This window comes from Pseudarthrobacter sp. NBSH8, assembly GCF_014217545.1.
GTDB lineage: Bacteria > Actinomycetota > Actinomycetes > Actinomycetales > Micrococcaceae > Arthrobacter.
In genome coordinates, this window is sequence record NZ_CP043178.1 from 3,117,279 (window position 1) to 3,135,334 (window position 18,056).

An 18,056-nucleotide genomic window follows, 5' to 3' on the forward strand; every position below is an offset into this window, starting at 1 on the left:
CGGGCGTACAGAAGGAGCAGTCAAGCAATGTCCCAGTCCACAGCGTCCGGCCGCGCCGCCGATGTTTCCTATATCACTGACCGCGGACCGGGTTCGGGCCGGCGGACGGCCGCCCGCTCCTGGCTGCACACCACTGCCCCCACCCAGTCGCTCAACGGCAATTGGCGCTTCCGGCTCCTGCCTGGTGCACCCGGAACCCCCGGGGGCCGCGGCGCCCTACCCGCAGGCGAGGCTCTCGACGGCGTCGCCGATGAGACCTTCGATGACTCGTCGTGGGACGAGATCGCTGTCCCGGCCCACTGGGTGCTGGAAGGCGACGGTAGCTACGGGCCTCCCATTTACACCAACGTCCAGTTCCCCTTTCCCACCGATGCACCCAACGTCCCCGACGAGAATCCCACCGGCGACTACCGGCGCACCTTCGAACTGCCGGCGGCATGGACCGAAGCCGAGCGGATTTTGCTGCGGTTCGACGGCGTCGAATCGCGGTACAAGGCATGGATCAACGGGATTCAGATCGGCGTCGGCGTCGGGAGCCGGCTGGCTCAGGAATTCGACGTAACCGATGCGGTGCGCCCGGGATCCAACGTGCTTGCCGTGCGGGTGCACCAGTGGTCGGCGTCGAGCTATGTCGAAGACCAGGACCAGTGGTGGCTGCCCGGCATCTTCCGCGACGTGTCGCTCCAGGCACGGCCGGCGGGCGGGATCGACGACGTCTGGCTGCGCACCTCGTTCAGCGGCTCCGGTCATTCCGGCGCCGGCACCATTGACCCTGAAATCATGGCAAAGGGCGATGCCTTTCCGGTGACGCTGTCCGTTCCGGAGCTGGGCATCAACGTCACGTGGAACTCTGCTGCGGACGTTGCCCCGGTGGCGATCCACGCCGTCGAACCGTGGTCTGCCGAGATCCCGCGGCTGTACGACGCGACGGTGAGCAGCGCTGCCGAAACGCTCTCCCTACGCCTCGGTTTCCGCACGGTGGAAATCGTGGGGGACCGCTTTCTCGTGAACGGCCGGCGTGTGGTGTTCCACGGCATGAACCGGCATGAGACCCACCCCGACCGGGGCCGCGTCTTCGACGAAGAGTTTGCCCGCGCCGATCTGGCCCTTATGAAGCAGTTCAACGTCAATGCCATCCGCACCAGCCACTATCCCCCGCATCCCAGGTTGCTGGACCTGGCTGATGAAATGGGCTTCTGGGTGGTTCTTGAGTGCGACCTCGAAACGCACGGATTCCATGCCCAGCAGTGGGCCGGAAATCCCAGCGACGATCCCGCCTGGCGCGAAGCCTTCGTGGACCGAATCGAGCGCACCATCGAGCGCGACAAGAACCACCCCTCCATCGTTATGTGGTCACTCGGCAACGAGGCAGGCACGGGCGCGAACCTCGCCGCAATGGCCGCGTGGGCCCACGCCCGCGACACCGGACGCCCCGTGCACTATGAGGGCGATTACAGCGGCACCTACACGGACGTCTATTCGCGGATGTACTCCTCCGTGCCCGAGACCGAGGCGATCGGACGGGACGACTCCGGCTCCCTGCTGCTCGGCTGTTCCGCCGCCGAATCGGCACGGCAACGGACCAAACCCTTCATCCTGTGCGAGTACGTTCACGCGATGGGCAACGGCCCCGGCGCCATCGACCAATATGAGGACCTCGTTGACCGCTACCCACGGCTGCACGGTGGCTTCGTCTGGGAATGGCGGGACCACGGCATCCGCACACGCACGGAAGACGGAACCGAGTTCTTCGCCTATGGCGGCGATTTCAACGAAGTCATCCATGACGGCAACTTCGTGATGGACGGAATGGTCCTCTCCGATTCGACACCGAGCCCGGGACTTTTCGAATACAAGCAGATCGTGGCGCCGATCCGATTGGGCTTCGGCACCGAGGTGCCCGTTGGGACAGCGTCCGACGGCGGTGCACGGCGGTTCTGCACGGTCGCCAACCTGCGGCACTCGGCGGACTCGTCCGACGTCGTGTTCCAGTGGCGGACGGAGGTTGACGGGGTCCGCAGCGACTCGGGCGATCTGGCAGTGGCTGGAACGGCGGGTAAGGCCGTTGCCGCCGGCGAATCAGTGACCCTCGCGCTACCGGAGTTCGCCGTCCCAGGCAACGGCGAGCACTGGCTCACCGTCGAAGCCGTTCTCCGCAAGGACACCGAGTGGGCTCCGGCCGGGCACGTGATTTCAGCGGCCCAGCTGGATCTCTCGGCGCCTGGGCCGTCAGTTCAGGCCCCGCGCCCCCTGGCTTCCGCCGACCGGGCTGGCGCCTCGGGGGCCGGAAGGTTAACCCTCGGGCCCGCCGTTTTCGAGGAGGGCCGCCTTTTGTCGCTTGGCGGCCTGACGGTAGCCGGTCCCCGCTTGGAGCTCTGGCGCGCACCAACGGACAACGACGGCGGAGCCGGCGGCGGCAGTTACGACCTCGGCGACCCGTGGCTGAACAACGGAAACGGGGTGCCGGCTCCGACGTCGGCCTCGGTGTGGCGGACAGCAGGTTTGGACCGCCTGACTGCCCGGGTAGAAAAGGTCGCGGCGAACGACGAATCCGTAGTGGTCCGGACGCGGTACGCGGCCGCGGACAGCGCCGACTCCGTAACGGTCGAAGAGCAGTGGCAGCTCGCGGATGGGGAGCTGTGGCTGCGCCTGGACATCGTTCCCAGTGCCGGCTGGAACATGATCTGGCCGCGCATCGGGGTCAGATTCGATTTGCCCGGCTCCGTGGACGGCGCCTCCTGGTTCGGCGCCGGACCGCGGGAATCGTATCCGGACAGCATGCACGCGGCACTGATCGGGCGGTATTCGGCAGCAATCGACGACCTCACGGTGCCGTACGCGAAGCCGCAGGAGAGCGGGCACCGCAGTGCCGTGCGTTCACTGGAGCTGAACAACGCGGGCGCGCCCTGGCTGAAGATCGAGACAGTGCCGGATGCCCGCGGGCGCCGACCCGGCTTCACCCTGGCCCGTCACACCGCACAGGAGGTCAGCGCCGCCGCCCATCCCCACGAGTTGCCCCGGAGTGAGCACAGCTACCTTTACCTGGACGCTGCCCAGCACGGTTTGGGTTCACGGGCCTGCGGCCCGGACGTCTGGCCGGACTTCGCGCTTCGTCCGGAGGCCCGCACGCTGACGCTGCGCATCGGGACGGCCGGGTAGCGGTCAAGCCGCCACGGCCACCGGCTCCTTCTGGCCTGCGTCCTTGCGGATGGTCGCGCTGATCACGGCGGCGATGGTGCACATGGCCGCCGCGCCGAACCAGGCGTAGGTGTACTGGCCGGTGGCGTCCCGGATGACGCCGGCGCCGAGGGCAGCAGCGGCCGCGCCCAGCTGGTGGGCCGCGAACACCCAGCCGAACACCACGCTGCCGTCTGCGCCGAATGTCTTCCGGCAGATTGCCGCGGTGGGCGGCACAGTCGCCACCCAGTCCAGGCCGTAGATCACCACAAAAACAATCATGCTCGGCTGGATGGTGGCGCTCAGGAGCAGCGGCAGCACCAGCAGGCCGAGCCCCCGGAACTGGTAATACACGGCCAGCAGGATCTTGGGGTTGTACCGGTCGGTCAGCCAGCCCGAGGCAATGGTGCCCACGATGTCAAAGATCCCGACGACGGCGAGCAGCCCGGCCGCAGTGGTTTCGGGCATGCCGTGGTCGTGGGCGGAGGGGATGAAGTGCGTGCCGATCAGCCCGTTCGTGGTGGCGCCGCAGATCGCGAATCCCGCCACCAACGCCCAGAACGTCCGCACCTTGCTTGCCCGCTTGAGCACCTGGAGGGCGCGCACCGCGGCGTTGCTGCTGCGCCCGCTGTCCACGGCGTCTGCTTCCGCAACCGGGGACGCAGCCGTTCCCTCCTCAGGTGCCGTTTCACCGTAAGGCAAGGCGCCGACGTCGGCCGGTGAGTTCTTGAGGAACTTCAGCACCAGCGGCACCACCGCCAGCGCGCCGGCGGCGATCAGCAGCGATGCCTGCCGCCAGCCCGGGTCCTGGGCCAGCATGGCGATGAACGGCAGGAAGACCAGCTGGCCGGCGGCGCTGCCGGCGGTGAGGATGCCGATCACCAGGCCCCGGCTCTTGGAGAACCAGGTGTTGGCGATGGTGGCGGCGAAGACGAGCGCCATGGACCCTGTGCCGAGTCCAATCAAAAGGCCCCAGGTCAGGAGGATCTGCCAGGACTGGTTGACCAGCACCGTGAGCGCGCTGCCCGCGCCGATCAGCACCAAGGCGGTGGCGGTGACGGCCCTGATTCCAAACCTTTCCATCAGGGCCGCGGCGAAGGGGGCGGTCAGGCCAAACAGCACCAGGTTGATGCTGACGGCTGCGGACAGGACGGTGGTGGACCAGCCGAACTCCTGCTGCAGCGGCACCATCAGGACGCCCGGGGCAGCACGGAATCCGGCGGCTCCCACGAGGGCCAGGAAGGCGACTGCCGCGACGATCCAGGCGGGGTGCAGGCGCCGACGCCGGGTTGTTTCCGTGGCGCTCACGCGGCGGTGGACAGTTGCACCGGCGCGTCCGTCCGGGTGAGGCTGTGCCAGCTGGTGTTCTCGGCCGTCAGCCGTTCCCCGCAGCCGGTGCAGGTGTCCGCGGAACTGGTCCGCTGGCCGCAGCCGGAATGGATCACGTACATGTGGGCCTGGTCCGAGGGGGCCGGCAGGTGCTTTTCCGCCCATAAAACCACGGCGTTCAGGACCGGGAGGGCGTCCTCACCCTTCGGGGTCAGGACGTACTCCTGGCGGGCGCGGCCCCCGTCGTCGTACGCCTTCTTCTCCAGCAGCCCCGACTCCACCAGACCAGCCAGGCGCCTGGTGAGCACCGAGTCCGCGACGGCGAGCCGGGACCTCATGGCGTCGAAGCGCCCGTTGCCGAAAAAGACCTCGCGGAGCACAAGCAGGCTCCAGGGGTCACCCAAAATGTCGAGACCTCGTGCCATGCTGCAGTTGCGCTGGGACCAGTCGGAGCGGAGTACCATAAAGGCACCCTAGCTAACTTTCTTGAAGAAAGCCAGGGTGCCCTTTGGCTTGTACCCGTAGTTGGAAAGGTGCTACTTGAGGAAGGTGAAGGCCCGCTCCAGGTCGGCGATGAGGTCTTCCACGTCCTCGATGCCGCACGAGAGACGGATCAGGTTGACCGGAACGGCCAGTTCCGTGCCCTTGACCGATGCGTGGGTCATCTCCGAGGGGTAGTTCATCAGTGATTCGATGCCGCCCAGGGACTCCGCCAGCGTGAACACCTGCGTGTTTTCCGCGACCGTGCGGGCCGCCGCCTCGCCGCCCTTGAACTGGACGGACACCATGCCGCCGAACTTCTTCATCTGCTTCTTCGCCAGCTCGTGGCCGGGGTGGGAGGGCAGGCCCGGATACAGGACGGCCTCCACCTCGGGGCGCTGCAGCAGCCATTCGGCCACGGCCTGGCCGTTGTCGCTGTGCCGGTCCATGCGCACGCCAAGCGTCTTCAGGCCACGGGTGGTGAGGAACGCGTCCATCGGGCCGGACACCGCACCCACGGCGAACTGCACAAAGCCGATCTTCTCCGCGAGCTCCGCGTCGTTGACCACAATGGCGCCGCCCACCACATCGGAGTGCCCGCCGATGTACTTGGTGGTGGAGTGGACCACAACGTCGGCACCCAGGGCGAGCGGGTTCTGAAGGTACGGCGACGCGAAGGTATTGTCCACCACGAGGAGGGCCCCGGCGTCGTGCGCTATCGAAGCAAGGGCCTCAATATCGGTGATCTTCATCAGCGGGTTGGAGGGGGTCTCCACCCAGACGAAGCGGGTCTTGTTCGCGGCCACGGCTTTGCGCACCGCGTCCAGGTCCGCCATGTCCACGGGGGTGTTGCCGATCCCCCAGTCCCCGAGCACGCGGTTGATAAGCCGGTACGTGCCGCCGTAGGCGTCGTTGCCGAGCACAATGTGGTCGCCGGGCCGGGTCAGCGCCCGGATCAGGGAGTCCTCCGCCGCGAGGCCGGAGCTGAAGGAGTAGGCGTGGGTTCCGCCTTCGAGGGCCGCGAGCTGCTCCTGCAGGGCGTCGCGGGTGGGGTTGGTGCCGCGGCCGTATTCGTAACCGTCGCGGAGCCCGCCGATGCCGTCCTGGGCGTAGGTGGAGCTGAAGTGCACCGGCGGGACCACGGCGCCGGTGCGGGGCTCGAAGGCCTGGCCGGCGTGGACGGCGCGCGTGTTGAAACCCTGGTTTTCAGAAACAGACATGGAGTTCCTTTAGCTAGTTGCTGAGGTAGGCGAGGAGGTCGTGGCGGGTGAGGATTCCCACAGGGGCACCGACGAACGTCACCATCACGGTGTCCACATCGGAGAGCAGCTCGCGGGCTGCGGAGATGGTTTCCAGTGAGCCGATGACCGGCAGGCGGGGCCCCATGTGCTCGGAGATCTTGTCCGTCAGCTTGGCTTCGCCGCGGAACAGCTTGGAGGTCAGGCTGCGCTCATCCACGGCGCCGAGGACCTCGCCCATGACCACCGGCGGTTCCTGCGAGAGGACCGGGATGTGGCTGACGCCGAACTCGTTCATGATGTTGATGACATCACGGACGGTCTCGTTGGGGTGGATGTGGACCAGGTCCGGCAGCTCGCCGTTCTTGGTCTTGATGACCTCACCCACGGAGGCTTCTTCGCCGCCGGAGAGGAAGCCGTAGGAACGCATCCACTGGTCGTTGAAGATCTTGGCCAGGTAACCGCGGCCGGAGTCCGGGAGGATGACCACCACCACGGCGCTTTCGGGGAGGTCGCGGGCGGTCTCCAGTGCTGCCACCACGGCCATGCCGGACGAGCCTCCCACCAGCAGCCCTTCCTCGCGGGCCAGCCGCCGGGTCATGGCGAAGGAATCGGCGTCGGTGACGGCGATGACGTCATCCGGAACGGATTTGTCGTAGTTGGCCGGCCACATGTCCTCGCCCACACCCTCGACGAAGTACGGGCGCCCGGTGCCGCCGGAGTAGACCGAACCTGCGGGGTCCGCCCCGATGATCCTGACCCGGCCGCCGTCGGCCTCCGGACGGTCCGCCGAGATCTCCTTGAGGAAACGGCCGGTGCCTGTGATGGTGCCGCCGGTGCCGGCGCCGATCACGCAGTGCGTCACCGTACCGTCCGTGTCCTGCCAGATCTCCGGCCCGGTGGACTCGTAGTGGCTGCCGGGGGCGGCCGGGTTGGAGAACTGGTCAGGCTTGTAGGCGCCCGGAATTTCCGTGACCAGGCGGTCCGAGACACTGTAGTAGCTCTGCGGGCTGTCCGGGGCCACGGACGTAGGTGTGACCACTACCTCGGCGCCGTACGCCTGAAGCACGGCGCGCTTGTCCTCGCCCACCTTGTCCGGCACCACGAAGATGCATTTGTAGCCCTTCTGCTGGGCAACGAGCGCCAGACCAACACCGGTGTTTCCCGACGTCGGCTCAACGATGGTCCCGCCAGGCAGGAGCTTGCCGGTCCGTTCGGCCTCTTCGATCATTTTCACCGCGATGCGGTCCTTGATGGAGCCGCCAGGATTGATGTATTCCAGCTTGACCAGGACAGTGGCCTTGAGGCCTTCCGTCACGTGGTTGAGCTTGATGAGCGGCGTGTTTCCGATGAGGTCCAGGACGGACTGCGCGTACTTCATAGGTACAAAGTTACCGCCTGCCGCTGCAGGTCCTGCCCGGGGCTCAGCTCCCCGCCGAGGAATCTGTCTGCCAGAGGCCCATGATGTTGCCTTCGGTGTCCTTGAAATAGGCGTAATAGCCCATGCCGGGAACGGCGTCCTTGGCCTGCGCCACGGAGCCGCCGGCGGATTCTACCTGCGCCAGAGCTCCGTCCACGTCCTCCACATCGATGGTGATGATGGGGGTTTTGAGGTTATCCGTGCGTGGGAACAGGGCACCGTTGATCGCTCCGGGCGTGCTCGGCATGCCTGTCTGTTCGTCCGACGGCGTAGTGATGGCGCTGGTGTAGTCCATCCCCTGCATGGGGATCAGGGTCCAGCCAAACGCGCTCTGGTAGAAGGTGTTGGCGCGTTCTTTGTCACCGGTGGGGATCTCGAAATGCACAACTCCAGCCACTGCATGCTCCTTTGGATGCGAGGGGGAAGGCGCGGACGCCCCGCGCCACATGTTGGAGTCTAGTCCTGGCACCTTCGGACTGTAAGAGCCTCCGGAAGCTGCGTTGTCAGCCCACCGTGGGACCATGAATACATGACCATCCTTGACGCTCCGGCCCGGCTTGCAGCCGCCGCGGATGCGTCCCTGTGCTGGCATCCGGACGGCCCGTACAGCCTGCACCAAACGCTGGGCACGCTCCTGCGTGGTACCGGAGATCCGTCGTTTTCGTTCGGGCCGGACGGGTTATGGACGGCGTTTACGACGCCGGACGGCCCGGTCACGCTGCGCCTCACCGCTGCGGCGGATGGGGCTGTTGATGCCCTGGCCTGGGGTCCCGGTTCCGCCGCCGGACTCGCCGGGGTGCCCCGGCTCCTGGGCGCCGAGGACGACTGGTCGGCGTTTGACGAGCCGGCTTTCCAGGCCACGCTCCCCCGGCTGGTCCGTGACGCCCGACGCCGGAACCTGGCTGTCCGGCTGCCCTCCACCGGACGGGTGGTTGATTGCCTCGTGCCCACCATCCTCGAGCAGAAGGTCACCGTCATTGAGGCCCGCCGCGGCTACCGGTACCTGATGTACCGGTTCGGCTCACGCGCTCCAGCAGCCGGAAGCGCCGCGCCCGACGGGCTCCGCGTCCAGCCCACCCCTGAGCAGTGGCTGCGCATCCCTTCCTGGGAATGGCACCAGGCAGGAGTGGGACCCCAGCGTTCGGCGACCGTCATGCGGGCCCTGCGATCCGCCGTCGCGCTTGAACGGCTGGCTGCCCTGCCGTCCGCGGAGGCGGCAGCAAAGCTGCAGGTGATTCCCGGTATCGGGGTGTGGACCGCGGCCGAAGTGGTGCAGCGCACGCACGGATGCCCGGACTCCATCGCGGTGGGCGACTTCCACCTCGCCGCCTATGTGGGCGCCGCCCTCACCGGCCGCCGGACGGACGACGCCGGCATGCTGGCCTTGCTTGAGCCGTGGACCGGGCACCGGCAGCGGGTGGTCAGGATGATCGGCCTGAGCGGCTTCCGCAAACCGACGTTCGGGCCGCGGATGACCATCCAGGACCACCGCCGGCACTGACCACCGAAAGCAACGCGGGGTCACTTAGCCCGGGGTTTTCATCAGTCTTGGGCTGACGGGTGTGTTTAAGAGACGAAAAGGTGCTCTGACAAGGGAAAATAGGGGTGTCTACGCCGTTATTTCCGTGTCTTGAAGGAGCACCTTTTCGATGCCCCAGTCTACCAAGGTCTTCCCATCCGTCCCGGTCACTTTCACCGGCCAGTCGCTGGTCTCCCATGCCGGTGCCAGGGTCCTGACTTCATTCATTGACGCCCTCGGGTTCCGGGATCTGTGCGAGGACCGGCTGGGCCAGTTCGTCCCCGCGATGGCCTCGCACCGGCCAGGGAGGCTGCTCGGGTCGCTGGCGGTGATGCTCGCCGCCGGCGGCGAGTACGCCTCCGACCTGGACATCCTGCGCTCCCAGCCCGGAGTGTTCGGGAAAGTGCCCTCGAACGCGACAGTCTCGCGGTTCTTCGAACGCACCGTGAAGAACCCGGACGTTTTCGATTACGGTTTTTCGACCCTGTCCAAGGAACTGCGGACCCGGGCATGGGAAGCCGCGGGTGACCGCAGCCCGGCGGTGACGGCGACGGCCGCGGACCCGCTGGTCATCGACCTCGACGCCACACTGGTGGCCTCGCACTCCGAGAAGGAACGAGCCACCGGCAACTACAAGGGCGGGTTTGGATTCGCCCCGTTCACCGCCAGCATCGATTACGGTTCCGGCCGAGGCACCGGGGAGGAACTCGCGGTGCTGTTGCGCCACGGCGGGGCAACAGCGAACAACGCCGAGGACCACATCCGCATCTTCGAGGCCGCCATCGCGGTCCTGCCCGACGCACTCTACGGTGAAGACGACGAACTGGACGGGGAGAAAATCCTGGTCCGCACCGACAGCGCCGGCGCGTCCCGGAAGTTCCTCTGGTACCTGCATTCGCGCGGCGTGCAGTTCTCCGTCTCGTACCCGGTTCCGGTCGGCAAGGCCCACATGATCGACTGGATCAACGACAAGAAATACTGGCAGCCGGCCCTGGACCAGGACGGCAACGAACGCGACGACGCCTGGGTCATCAACGCCACCCAGGTGATCCCGCTCGAGGACTACCCGCCCGGGACGAAGATCTTCCTGCGCGCCGAACCGCTGCACCCCGGTGCGACACCGACCCTGCTCGACATCGACGGTCACCGTGTAACAGCGTTCCTGACGAATGCCCCACGCTGGCACGGACCGTTCCTGGACGCCCGGCACCGGGCCCGCGGCCGCTGCGAGAACCGCATCAAGACGCTGAAGAACACCGGCCTGAGCAAGCTCCCCTTCTTCGATTTCGCCGCGAACCAGGCCTGGGCGAACCTCGCGGTCCTGGCCGCGAACCTGGTCTCCTGGCTCCAGCTCACCGCCCTGCCCGACGGCCACAAGGCACAGGGCTGGGACATCAAACGCTGGCGCTACCGGCTCTTCGCCACCGCCGGCAAGATCATCACCCGCGCCCGCCGGACCCACCTGCTGCTGCCCGACGCCGCACCGGAGAAACCCCTCATCGCCGCACTGCTCGAAGCGATCAGCCGGATCGCTGCAGCCGCTAACCGCCCCGCACACCTGCTGCGGACCTGACACCGCAGCCCCCGTCAACCAACGAGCCGGAAAGAGCACGCCAACGGGATCAGTGGAAGCCCGCGCCCCGCCCCGCGACCCCGGGGCCCTTCAGCCACGCCCTAAATCCGATCCAGCCCGCCGGGACGACAAAAACCCGGACCCGGCGCCCCGACCGCCGTCCGATGAAAAATCCGGGTTAGCGCCCATGCGGGACGCCAACATGGGCGCTAAGTGACCCCGCGTTGGACTAGAGGGAGCGGAGTTTGGCCTTCTTGATCCTGGCGATGAGGCTGGTGAATCCTTCGGCAAGGTCATCCGCGTTGGCCTTGAAATAGGACCAGCCGGCGTTGATGAAAAATTCGTCGCGGCGGTTATCCCGCGACTGCTGTTCCCTCGTTCGGTGATGCGCGCCGTCGTACTGCACTGCGATCCTGAAGCGCCGGTAGCCCACGTCGGCGGACGGCGACCACGGGTCATCCGGATCAAGGCGGAGCTGCAGTTCCGGCTCAGGAAGTCGGGCGTCCAGCATGGCCAGGCGTAGGAATGTCTCTGGAAACGAGTCCGCGCCGACTCTCATCTCGTCCAGGGCAAGCCGGGCCTTCTCCACACCCTTCATGTTTGGATGCTGCCGGATGAGCAATCGCAGTCCTTCCTTGAAGGCGTATGGTTCGGTCCTTCCTTCAAGACCGGGCCGAGGCATGCGGATCAGCTGGTCGCCCATGGCGATCACGTATGCCAGCGGTAAGTGATGGGCCAAATCAAGCCAGGTCCGGGGCGGGACGGAGACTGGGATTCCGTCGATTTCCATGACCTCGCCGGGCAGCGTATGCACGCGATGGCCGGCCACTCCGGCACGGCGGACCCGAGGAAGTCCGTGGGGTTTGCTGAGGTGGATCGTTTCCTCCTTACCCAGCCCCGGCGGCAAGCCGAGCCCAATCAGTATTGCGGCGCTCTCATGGGAAACCCAGGCTCCGGGCGTTGCCGCGGCAAGGACCCGGGACCGTTCGGCAAGGACAAACTCACGGCCGGCAGGCAGGTAGATCAGCCGTCCGCCGTCGAGCACGTCCCCGGCGCGAAGTCGCTTGGGCGCGACCCCCAGCATCCGGGACTCATAGATGGTGAACGGCTGGGTGTTGAGCGTCTGCGGCAAGGGCGTGATGCGGACCATGTGCACCATTCTGTCCGCACCGTTGAGAGGATACTGAGTTATCCACAGGCCCAGTTTCATCCACCCCAACGCGGGGTCACTTACGGCCCATCCGGGATGCCAACATGGGCCGTAAGTGACCCCGCGTTGCATTAGGGGTGGTCAGAGACCCAGCCGGGCCACGGCTTCCTCGCGCATCTCGACTTTGCGGATCTTCCCCGAAACGGTCATGGGGAAGCTTTCGCGGACGTCCACGTAGCGCGGGATCTTGTAGTGTGCCAGCTTCCCGTGGCAGAATTCGGCGACGGCTTCCACGTCCAGCGGTTCCGCTCCCGGAGCGAGGATGATGCAGGCCATCAGTTCCTCGCCGTATTTGGCATCTGGCACTCCGATCACCTGCACATCCTGGATGGACGGGTGGCTGTACAGGAATTCCTCGATTTCGCGCGGGTAGATGTTCTCGCCGCCGCGGATCACCATGTCCTTGATCCGGCCCTCGATGACCACGTAGCCGCCGTCGTCCATCCGCGCGAGGTCGCCGGTGTGCATCCAGCCGTCGGCATCGATGGCTTCCGCGGTCTTGTCCGGCTGGTCCCAGTACCCCTGCATCACGGCGTAACCCCGGGTGCACAGCTCTCCGATCCCGCCGCGCTCCAGCACCTCGCCGGTGCCCGGGTCCACGATCTGGCTTTCCAGCCTCGGCATGGTGCGGCCCACGGTCTCGGTGCGCTGTTGAGGGGTGTCACCGTTCCGGGTCATGGTGGACACCGGGGAGGTCTCGGTCATGCCGTAGCAAATGGCCACATCCACCATGTGCATCTCCGAGATCACCCGGTTCATCACGTCAATGGGGCACACCGATCCTGCCATCACGCCGGTCCGGAGCGTGGCCAGGTCGTAGGAGGCAAAGTCCGGCAGCGCCAGCTCCGCGATGAACATGGTGGGCACGCCGTACAGCGATGTCCCGCCGAAGTCCTGGACCGCTTCCAGCGCGGCCGCCGGCGTGAAGCCGCGGCCGGGGATGATGGTGGCCGCACCGTGGCTGAGGGCGGCAAGGTTGCCGATCACCATCCCGAAGCAGTGGTAGAACGGCACCGGGATCACCACCCGGTCGTGCTCGGTGTAGCCCAGCAGTTCACCGATGGAGTAGCCGTTGTTCAGGATGTTGTGGTGCGTCAGCGTTGCGCCTTTGGGGAAGCCCGTGGTCCCGGAGGTGTACTGCAGGTTGATGGGATCGTGCGGGCCCAGCTCCGCCATGCGGTCCTTCAAGCCGGAATGCCCGACGGCGTCTGCCCGCTTCAGCAGCTCGGCGTACGTCAGCTCCCCGTCGCTTTGGGGGTCCCCGGCGTCGAGCCCGTCCACGCCGTAGTCCGGCAGGAACACCAGTTCCCGCAGGTCCGGGCAGCCGGCGAGCGCCTGGCGCGCCATCCCCACGTAGTCGCTGTTCCGGTCCGTCGGTGCCGTAACCAGCATGCGCATGCCGTTCTGCTTCACCACAAACTCCAGCTCGTGGCTCCGGTAGGCCGGGTTCACATTGACCAGGATGGCGCCGGCCTTGGCCGTGGCGTACTGCAGCAGCGTCCACTCGGCGCAGTTCGGGCTCCAGATGCCCACCCGGTCCCCCTTGGCCACGCCCGAGGCAAGGAGTGCCCTCGCGAGGCGATCGACGTCGTCGTTCATTTTGGTGTAGCTCCAGCGGCGGGCGTCGGCGCCCGGCACCGGTGCGGCTTCGATCAGCGCGTCGTGGAAGGGGAACCGGGCCATCACCCGCTCGAAGTTCTGGCCGATGGTTTCCTCGAGGAGCAGGACGTCAGTGTCCCCGGCTGTGTAAGCGCGCATGCTGGCACGCTACCGCCTGGCCCCCGGCAATGAAAGCGCAAGAGAAGCGCAACAGCAGGGTGTCCGTGCGTAAACAGGGCGGGCCTGCATGCCGAGTCCCGGTATTGTGAAATCCATGAGTGAACCCATCGACCTGCAGGCAACGTTCATCCCCAACGACGGCGAGTTCTTCCGTGTGAAGCTCGCCCTGGAAATCGCCATCGACGAGGTGGTCAACGAAGCCGGCTGCATCCGCTACGAGCTGACCGAAGCCACCGAAGAGAAGCTGGTCCTGACGGAACAGTGGGAATCCGAGGAACTGCTTGCGAAGCACTCCAAGGGCACCGCCGTCCAGGACCTGAACGAATCCCTGAGCGCGCTGCTGGCCGAGCCCGTGCAGCTGGAACGCCTTTAACAAACAAACGCGGGGTCACTTCGCGCCCATCTAACCAAGATTTATGGGCGCGAAGTGACCCCGCGTTGCAGTTAAGGGCGCTTAGATATCCGGGATCTGTGTGCCGTCCTGGGGGCCGGACGTCCTTCCGGCGGTGGCCGGGTTGCTTTCCGCGGCTGCTGCGGCTTCCGCCTGCGAGCGCGCCACATGGGCGTGGACCTCGTCCATGTCCAGGGCCTTCACGGCGTCAACAACCTGCTCCAGCTGCTGGGCGTTCAGGGCACCCGGCTGGGAGAAGACCAGGACCTTTTCGCGGAACGCCATCAGCGTGGGGATGGACGTGATGCCGGCCTCGGCGGCGAGCTGCTGCTGGGCCTCAGTGTCCACCTTCGTGAACAGGACGTCGGAGTGCTTCTCCGAAGCAGCGCTGTACGTGGGCCCGAACTGCTTGCAGGGACCGCACCATTCAGCCCAGAAGTCCACCAGGACAATATCGTTGCCTTCGATGGTCGATGCGAACTGTTCACCTGTGATATCTACGGTAGCCATGCCTTCAACGGTACGCGAGGCGCGGGCCGATGTCCCGGCCGGGCGTCCCCTGTTCGCTCCCCGCGTCATCGGGAATACCCGGCGGGGGCCGTATACACCGGGCATTGCGAGGCTTACCCTTGGGGTCATCAGCCGCTGACTGCCGCATCCAGGAGGGTTCATGGCCCAGGCTATCTCCACCCAGTCCCTGACCAAGAAATTCGGCCGGCGCGAGGTGCTCCACGGGGTGGATTTTGCGGTCGAGTCAGGCTCCGTGTTCGGCGTGATCGGCCCCAACGGCGCCGGCAAGACCACCACCATGCGCTGCCTGCTTGACATCATCCGCCCCACCTCCGGGCAGGTCCGGGTCCTGGGCAAGGACCCCCGGGCGGGAGGTCCGGAGCTCCGCCGGCGGATCGGTTACCTTCCGGGCGAGCTGTTCCTCGAGGGCCGCGTCACGGGCCGGACACTCCTGGCCCACTACCAGGCCATCAGCGGTCCGGTGCCCCCGGGCAGGATCGATGGCCTGGCCGAACGGCTGGGGCTCGACCTGGACCGCCACACCCGCAAGCTGTCCAAGGGCAACAAGCAGAAGTTGGGCCTGGTCCAGGCGTTTATGCACGATCCCGAGCTCCTGGTCCTCGATGAGCCCACCAGCGGCCTGGATCCGCTGGTCCAGCAGGAATTCCATGCCATGGTCCGCGAGGCGCAGCACAACGGCCAGACCATCTTCCTCAGCTCCCACGTCCTCAGCGAGGTCCAGCAGACCGCAGATACGGTGGCCATCCTCCGGGACGGCCGGATCATCGCCGTCGAGTCCGTGAGCGGGCTTCGGGAAGGTGCGGTGCGCCGGGTCCGGTTCACCGCGAACGGAATAACAGCGCACGACGCCGGCGCGCTGCTGGCTGGGGTACCCGGCGTCGGGCACGTTGAGGTGCTGGCGACCGACGGCAGCATCACCCTTTCGGCGGCTGTGGAGGGGGCCATCCAGCCGCTGGTCAGGGCCCTGGGAACGCTGGAGCTGACGGATCTGGTGCTGGCGGAACCGGATCTTGAGGAGTCAGTGCTCAAGATGTATTCAAGTCCTGCAGACGCGAACCCCGCGGACACCGAACAGCCGGAGGCCGTGCGATGAGCACCACGCTGCCGCTGTTCCGCCGGGCCTTCTTGGATTCCTGGCGCTCCACCACGGCATGGGCCGCCGGCCTGGCAGGCGCCACGTTCCTCTACCTGCCGCTGTACCCGTCCATCGGCGGGAGTACAGAGATGCAGGGCATGATCGATTCCCTCCCGGCCGAGATGACCAAGGCGCTGAACTACGACCAGATCGCCACCGGTCCCGGGTACACGCAGGCCACGCTGTTCGGCCTGATTGGCTTCCTGCTGATGACCATCGCTTCTGTCGGTTGGGGTGCCGCCGCAGTGGGCGGCGACGAGGAGTCGGGGCAGCTGGAGCTGACCCTCGCGCACGGGGTGACCCGCGTCCAGGTGGTCCTGGAGCGAGCGCTGTCCCTGTTCCTGCGCTTGGTGCTGCTCGCGGCCCTGGTCTTTGTGCTGGTCAGGCTGCTTAACGATTCCGCCCAGCTGGCCATCAGGCCCGAGAACCTCTTCGGCGCAGCCGTGCTGTTTGCCGGGCTGGCACTGCTGAGCGGAACAGCCGCGCTATGCGCCGGCGCTATGTCCGGAAGACGGACGTTCGGACTGGCCGCGGGCGCCGCCGTCGGCGTCCTTGGATACACCTTCAACGCCGTCGGCCGGCAGAGCGAGGACGTTGAGTGGCTGCTGAATCTGAGCCCATACCACTGGGCTTACGGTAATTCACCGGTGGTCAACGGTGCGGACTGGGCTGCGGCCGGGTGGCTCTGGGGACTTTCAGCAGCTCTGGTGGCCGTAGCCGCGTTCGCTGTGAACAGGCGCGACGTCGGCACTTAGCCTTCCGGGTGACCGGCGGTCAGGGTTGGCGGCGGTCAGGCCTTGGTTCACAGGTAAGGAGGTCAGGCGCGGGCGTCCCAATGGTGCGGCGCCGGCGTCCGGCTGCCGGGCAGTGCGTTGGCCTCGCGCCATTCGTGGATCCATTCGGGCAGCACCATGTCCGCCGGGGGCTGCCCGAACTCGCGCAGGATCTCCTCCTGGCTCACGGGCCTGCCCTTGCTGACCAGGCGGGTGGCGATGTAGGCACGCGCGTAAATCTCGCCGTCGGATACCATGCGCTGCTCAAAGTAGATGGCCTTGGCATCCAGGCCGAGGATCTTTGTTTCGATGGTGTACCGCTGCCACAGCTGCAGCGACTTCCGGAAGGCGATGGTCTCCCCCGCCGCCACCGGGGTCCAGCTGCGCCGGCGCATCGTCTTCCACACGCCGCTGCGGACCATCAGGTCGAACCGGCCCAGGTCCATGAGGGAAAAGTACATGCCGTTGTTAACGTGCATGGCGATGTCGATGTCGGTGGGCAGGACGCGCAGCGGCAGGGACGATGTGTCCCAGATGGTCAGCGCAGAACGGCGGGCGGCGGTGAACAGCATCAGGAGCGTTCGCAAAAGCAGGTGCATGCCTATATGTTACCCGGCAGTAACTTACTGACAAGTTAAAAGAAGTAGGGCAGCCACGTAGGATGTGGCGCATGACGCAACAACGCTACCGGGACCTTGCCGAGTGGCCGCTGATGGGAACGGCCCTGGTTTTCCTGGCGGCCTATGCGTGGCAGGTGATTGGCCGGGTCGAGGGCAGCGGCGCGGAATGGCTTGAGACGGTGATGTGGTTGACATGGAGTATTTTCGTCCTGGATTACGCCGCGAACCTGTGGCTGGCCAGAGAGCGACGCCGCTGGTTCCTGTGGAACCTGCACGAACTCCTGATCGTGGCCCTTCCATTCTTACGGCCGCTGCGCCTGCTCCGGCTGGTCAGACTGCTTTCGGTCCTACACAGGACCATCGGCGAAACCCTGAGGGGCCGGGTGGTCACGTACGTGGCCGGTTCGGCGGCGCTCCTGGTATTCGTTGGCGCGCTGGCGGTGCTGGACATTGAACAGTCTGCCCCGGATGCCAAGATCCTGACCTTCGGAGACGCCCTGTGGTGGGCCATCACCACCATCACCACCGTGGGTTACGGCGATATGTACCCTGTGACGCCGATCGGCAGGATGGTTGCCGCGGCCCTCATGATGAGTGGCATCGCCGTGCTGGGTGTGGTCACGGCATCCATCGCTTCCTGGTTGGTCCAGCGCGTCGAGGAGTCCACTGAAGCTGCCGCGGAGTCCATAGAGGAACCCTTGCGGGCAGAACTGGCCGGCCTGGTCACGGAGATCGCTGCGCTGCGGCGCGAGGTGGCCGAGCTCAAGGACCGCCCAACGTTGTAGAAATGTCCAGCGGGCCGGGCAGCCGGACACCGGGTAGCCGCCGCCAGGACTGCGAGTAGGCGCCGCCTCCGGGCCACGTACCCGGCGCAAAAATTC

Annotated in this window: 16 protein-coding genes; 7 read left to right on the forward strand and 9 right to left on the reverse strand. The window is 66.4% G+C overall.

Going from position 1 to position 18,056, the window contains the following annotated elements:
• The first annotated feature begins 27 nt into the window (after positions 1–27).
• The gene (locus FYJ92_RS14340) at positions 28–3,159 is read left to right on the forward strand and encodes a glycoside hydrolase family 2 TIM barrel-domain containing protein (RefSeq protein WP_185261289.1); all 3,132 of its coding nucleotides are present in this window, start codon (positions 28–30) and stop codon (positions 3,157–3,159) included.
• A gap of 3 nt (positions 3,160–3,162) precedes the next feature.
• On the opposite strand, the gene FYJ92_RS14345 is transcribed toward FYJ92_RS14340, so the two are convergent.
• The 5 genes from FYJ92_RS14345 to FYJ92_RS14365 form a co-directional block, all read right to left on the reverse strand.
• On the reverse strand, positions 3,163–4,485 hold the full coding sequence (locus FYJ92_RS14345) for an MFS transporter (protein ID WP_185261290.1): 1,323 nt from the start codon (positions 4,483–4,485) through the stop codon (positions 3,163–3,165).
• Positions 4,482–4,970 carry a helix-turn-helix domain-containing protein gene (locus tag FYJ92_RS14350; RefSeq protein ID WP_185261291.1) on the reverse strand — a complete coding sequence of 163 codons (489 nt, stop codon included), beginning with the start codon at positions 4,968–4,970 and terminating at the stop codon, positions 4,482–4,484. Before FYJ92_RS14350 ends, FYJ92_RS14345 begins: the two co-directional genes overlap by 4 nt.
• A gap of 72 nt (positions 4,971–5,042) precedes the next feature.
• Positions 5,043–6,206, reverse strand: coding sequence for a cystathionine gamma-synthase (locus FYJ92_RS14355; RefSeq protein ID WP_185261292.1), 1,164 nt, complete (start codon positions 6,204–6,206; stop codon positions 5,043–5,045).
• A 13-nt stretch (positions 6,207–6,219) separates the two neighbouring features.
• Positions 6,220–7,605, reverse strand: coding sequence for a cystathionine beta-synthase (locus tag FYJ92_RS14360; RefSeq protein WP_185261293.1), 1,386 nt, complete (start codon positions 7,603–7,605; stop codon positions 6,220–6,222).
• A 43-nt stretch (positions 7,606–7,648) separates the two neighbouring features.
• Positions 7,649–8,041 carry a VOC family protein gene (locus FYJ92_RS14365; RefSeq protein ID WP_185261294.1) on the reverse strand — a complete coding sequence of 131 codons (393 nt, stop codon included), beginning with the start codon at positions 8,039–8,041 and terminating at the stop codon, positions 7,649–7,651.
• Between the two features lie 132 nt (positions 8,042–8,173).
• Between FYJ92_RS14365 and FYJ92_RS14370 the strand changes: the two genes are divergently transcribed.
• On the forward strand, positions 8,174–9,145 hold the full coding sequence (locus FYJ92_RS14370; RefSeq protein WP_185261295.1) for a DNA-3-methyladenine glycosylase: 972 nt from the start codon (positions 8,174–8,176) through the stop codon (positions 9,143–9,145).
• A gap of 148 nt (positions 9,146–9,293) precedes the next feature.
• Entirely contained in the window at positions 9,294–10,736 is a 1,443-nt protein-coding gene (locus FYJ92_RS14375; RefSeq protein WP_185261092.1) for an IS1380 family transposase, read from the forward strand.
• A gap of 229 nt (positions 10,737–10,965) precedes the next feature.
• Here the strand turns inward: FYJ92_RS14375 and FYJ92_RS14380 are convergent, their stop codons facing one another.
• Positions 10,966–11,886, reverse strand: a complete 921-nt coding sequence (locus tag FYJ92_RS14380) for a hypothetical protein (RefSeq protein WP_185261296.1) — start codon at positions 11,884–11,886, stop codon at positions 10,966–10,968.
• A gap of 141 nt (positions 11,887–12,027) precedes the next feature.
• Positions 12,028–13,704 carry an AMP-binding protein gene (locus tag FYJ92_RS14385; protein WP_185261297.1) on the reverse strand — a complete coding sequence of 559 codons (1,677 nt, stop codon included), beginning with the start codon at positions 13,702–13,704 and terminating at the stop codon, positions 12,028–12,030.
• 115 nt (positions 13,705–13,819) lie between these two features.
• Here FYJ92_RS14385 and FYJ92_RS14390 point away from each other — a divergent pair, with 115 nt between their 5' ends.
• Positions 13,820–14,098 carry a putative quinol monooxygenase gene (locus FYJ92_RS14390; RefSeq protein WP_185261298.1) on the forward strand — a complete coding sequence of 93 codons (279 nt, stop codon included), beginning with the start codon at positions 13,820–13,822 and terminating at the stop codon, positions 14,096–14,098.
• An 81-nt stretch (positions 14,099–14,179) separates the two neighbouring features.
• Here the strand turns inward: FYJ92_RS14390 and FYJ92_RS14395 are convergent, their stop codons facing one another.
• Positions 14,180–14,626 carry a co-chaperone YbbN gene (locus FYJ92_RS14395; RefSeq protein ID WP_185261299.1) on the reverse strand — a complete coding sequence of 149 codons (447 nt, stop codon included), beginning with the start codon at positions 14,624–14,626 and terminating at the stop codon, positions 14,180–14,182.
• A gap of 160 nt (positions 14,627–14,786) precedes the next feature.
• Here FYJ92_RS14395 and FYJ92_RS14400 point away from each other — a divergent pair, with 160 nt between their 5' ends.
• A complete protein-coding gene (locus FYJ92_RS14400; RefSeq protein ID WP_185261300.1) occupies positions 14,787–15,740 on the forward strand; it encodes an ABC transporter ATP-binding protein in 954 nt (317 codons plus the stop codon).
• Positions 15,737–16,537, forward strand: coding sequence for an ABC transporter permease subunit (locus tag FYJ92_RS14405; protein WP_185261301.1), 801 nt, complete (start codon positions 15,737–15,739; stop codon positions 16,535–16,537). The genes FYJ92_RS14400 and FYJ92_RS14405 overlap by 4 nt, the downstream gene beginning before the upstream one ends.
• Before the next feature lie 62 nt (positions 16,538–16,599).
• Here FYJ92_RS14405 and FYJ92_RS14410 read toward each other — a convergent pair whose 3' ends face one another.
• Positions 16,600–17,154, reverse strand: a complete 555-nt coding sequence (locus tag FYJ92_RS14410; protein ID WP_185261302.1) for a thioesterase family protein — start codon at positions 17,152–17,154, stop codon at positions 16,600–16,602.
• A gap of 71 nt (positions 17,155–17,225) precedes the next feature.
• Here FYJ92_RS14410 and FYJ92_RS14415 point away from each other — a divergent pair, with 71 nt between their 5' ends.
• Positions 17,226–17,960 carry a potassium channel family protein gene (locus FYJ92_RS14415; protein ID WP_185261303.1) on the forward strand — a complete coding sequence of 245 codons (735 nt, stop codon included), beginning with the start codon at positions 17,226–17,228 and terminating at the stop codon, positions 17,958–17,960.
• Positions 17,961–18,056: the final 96 nt, after the last annotated feature.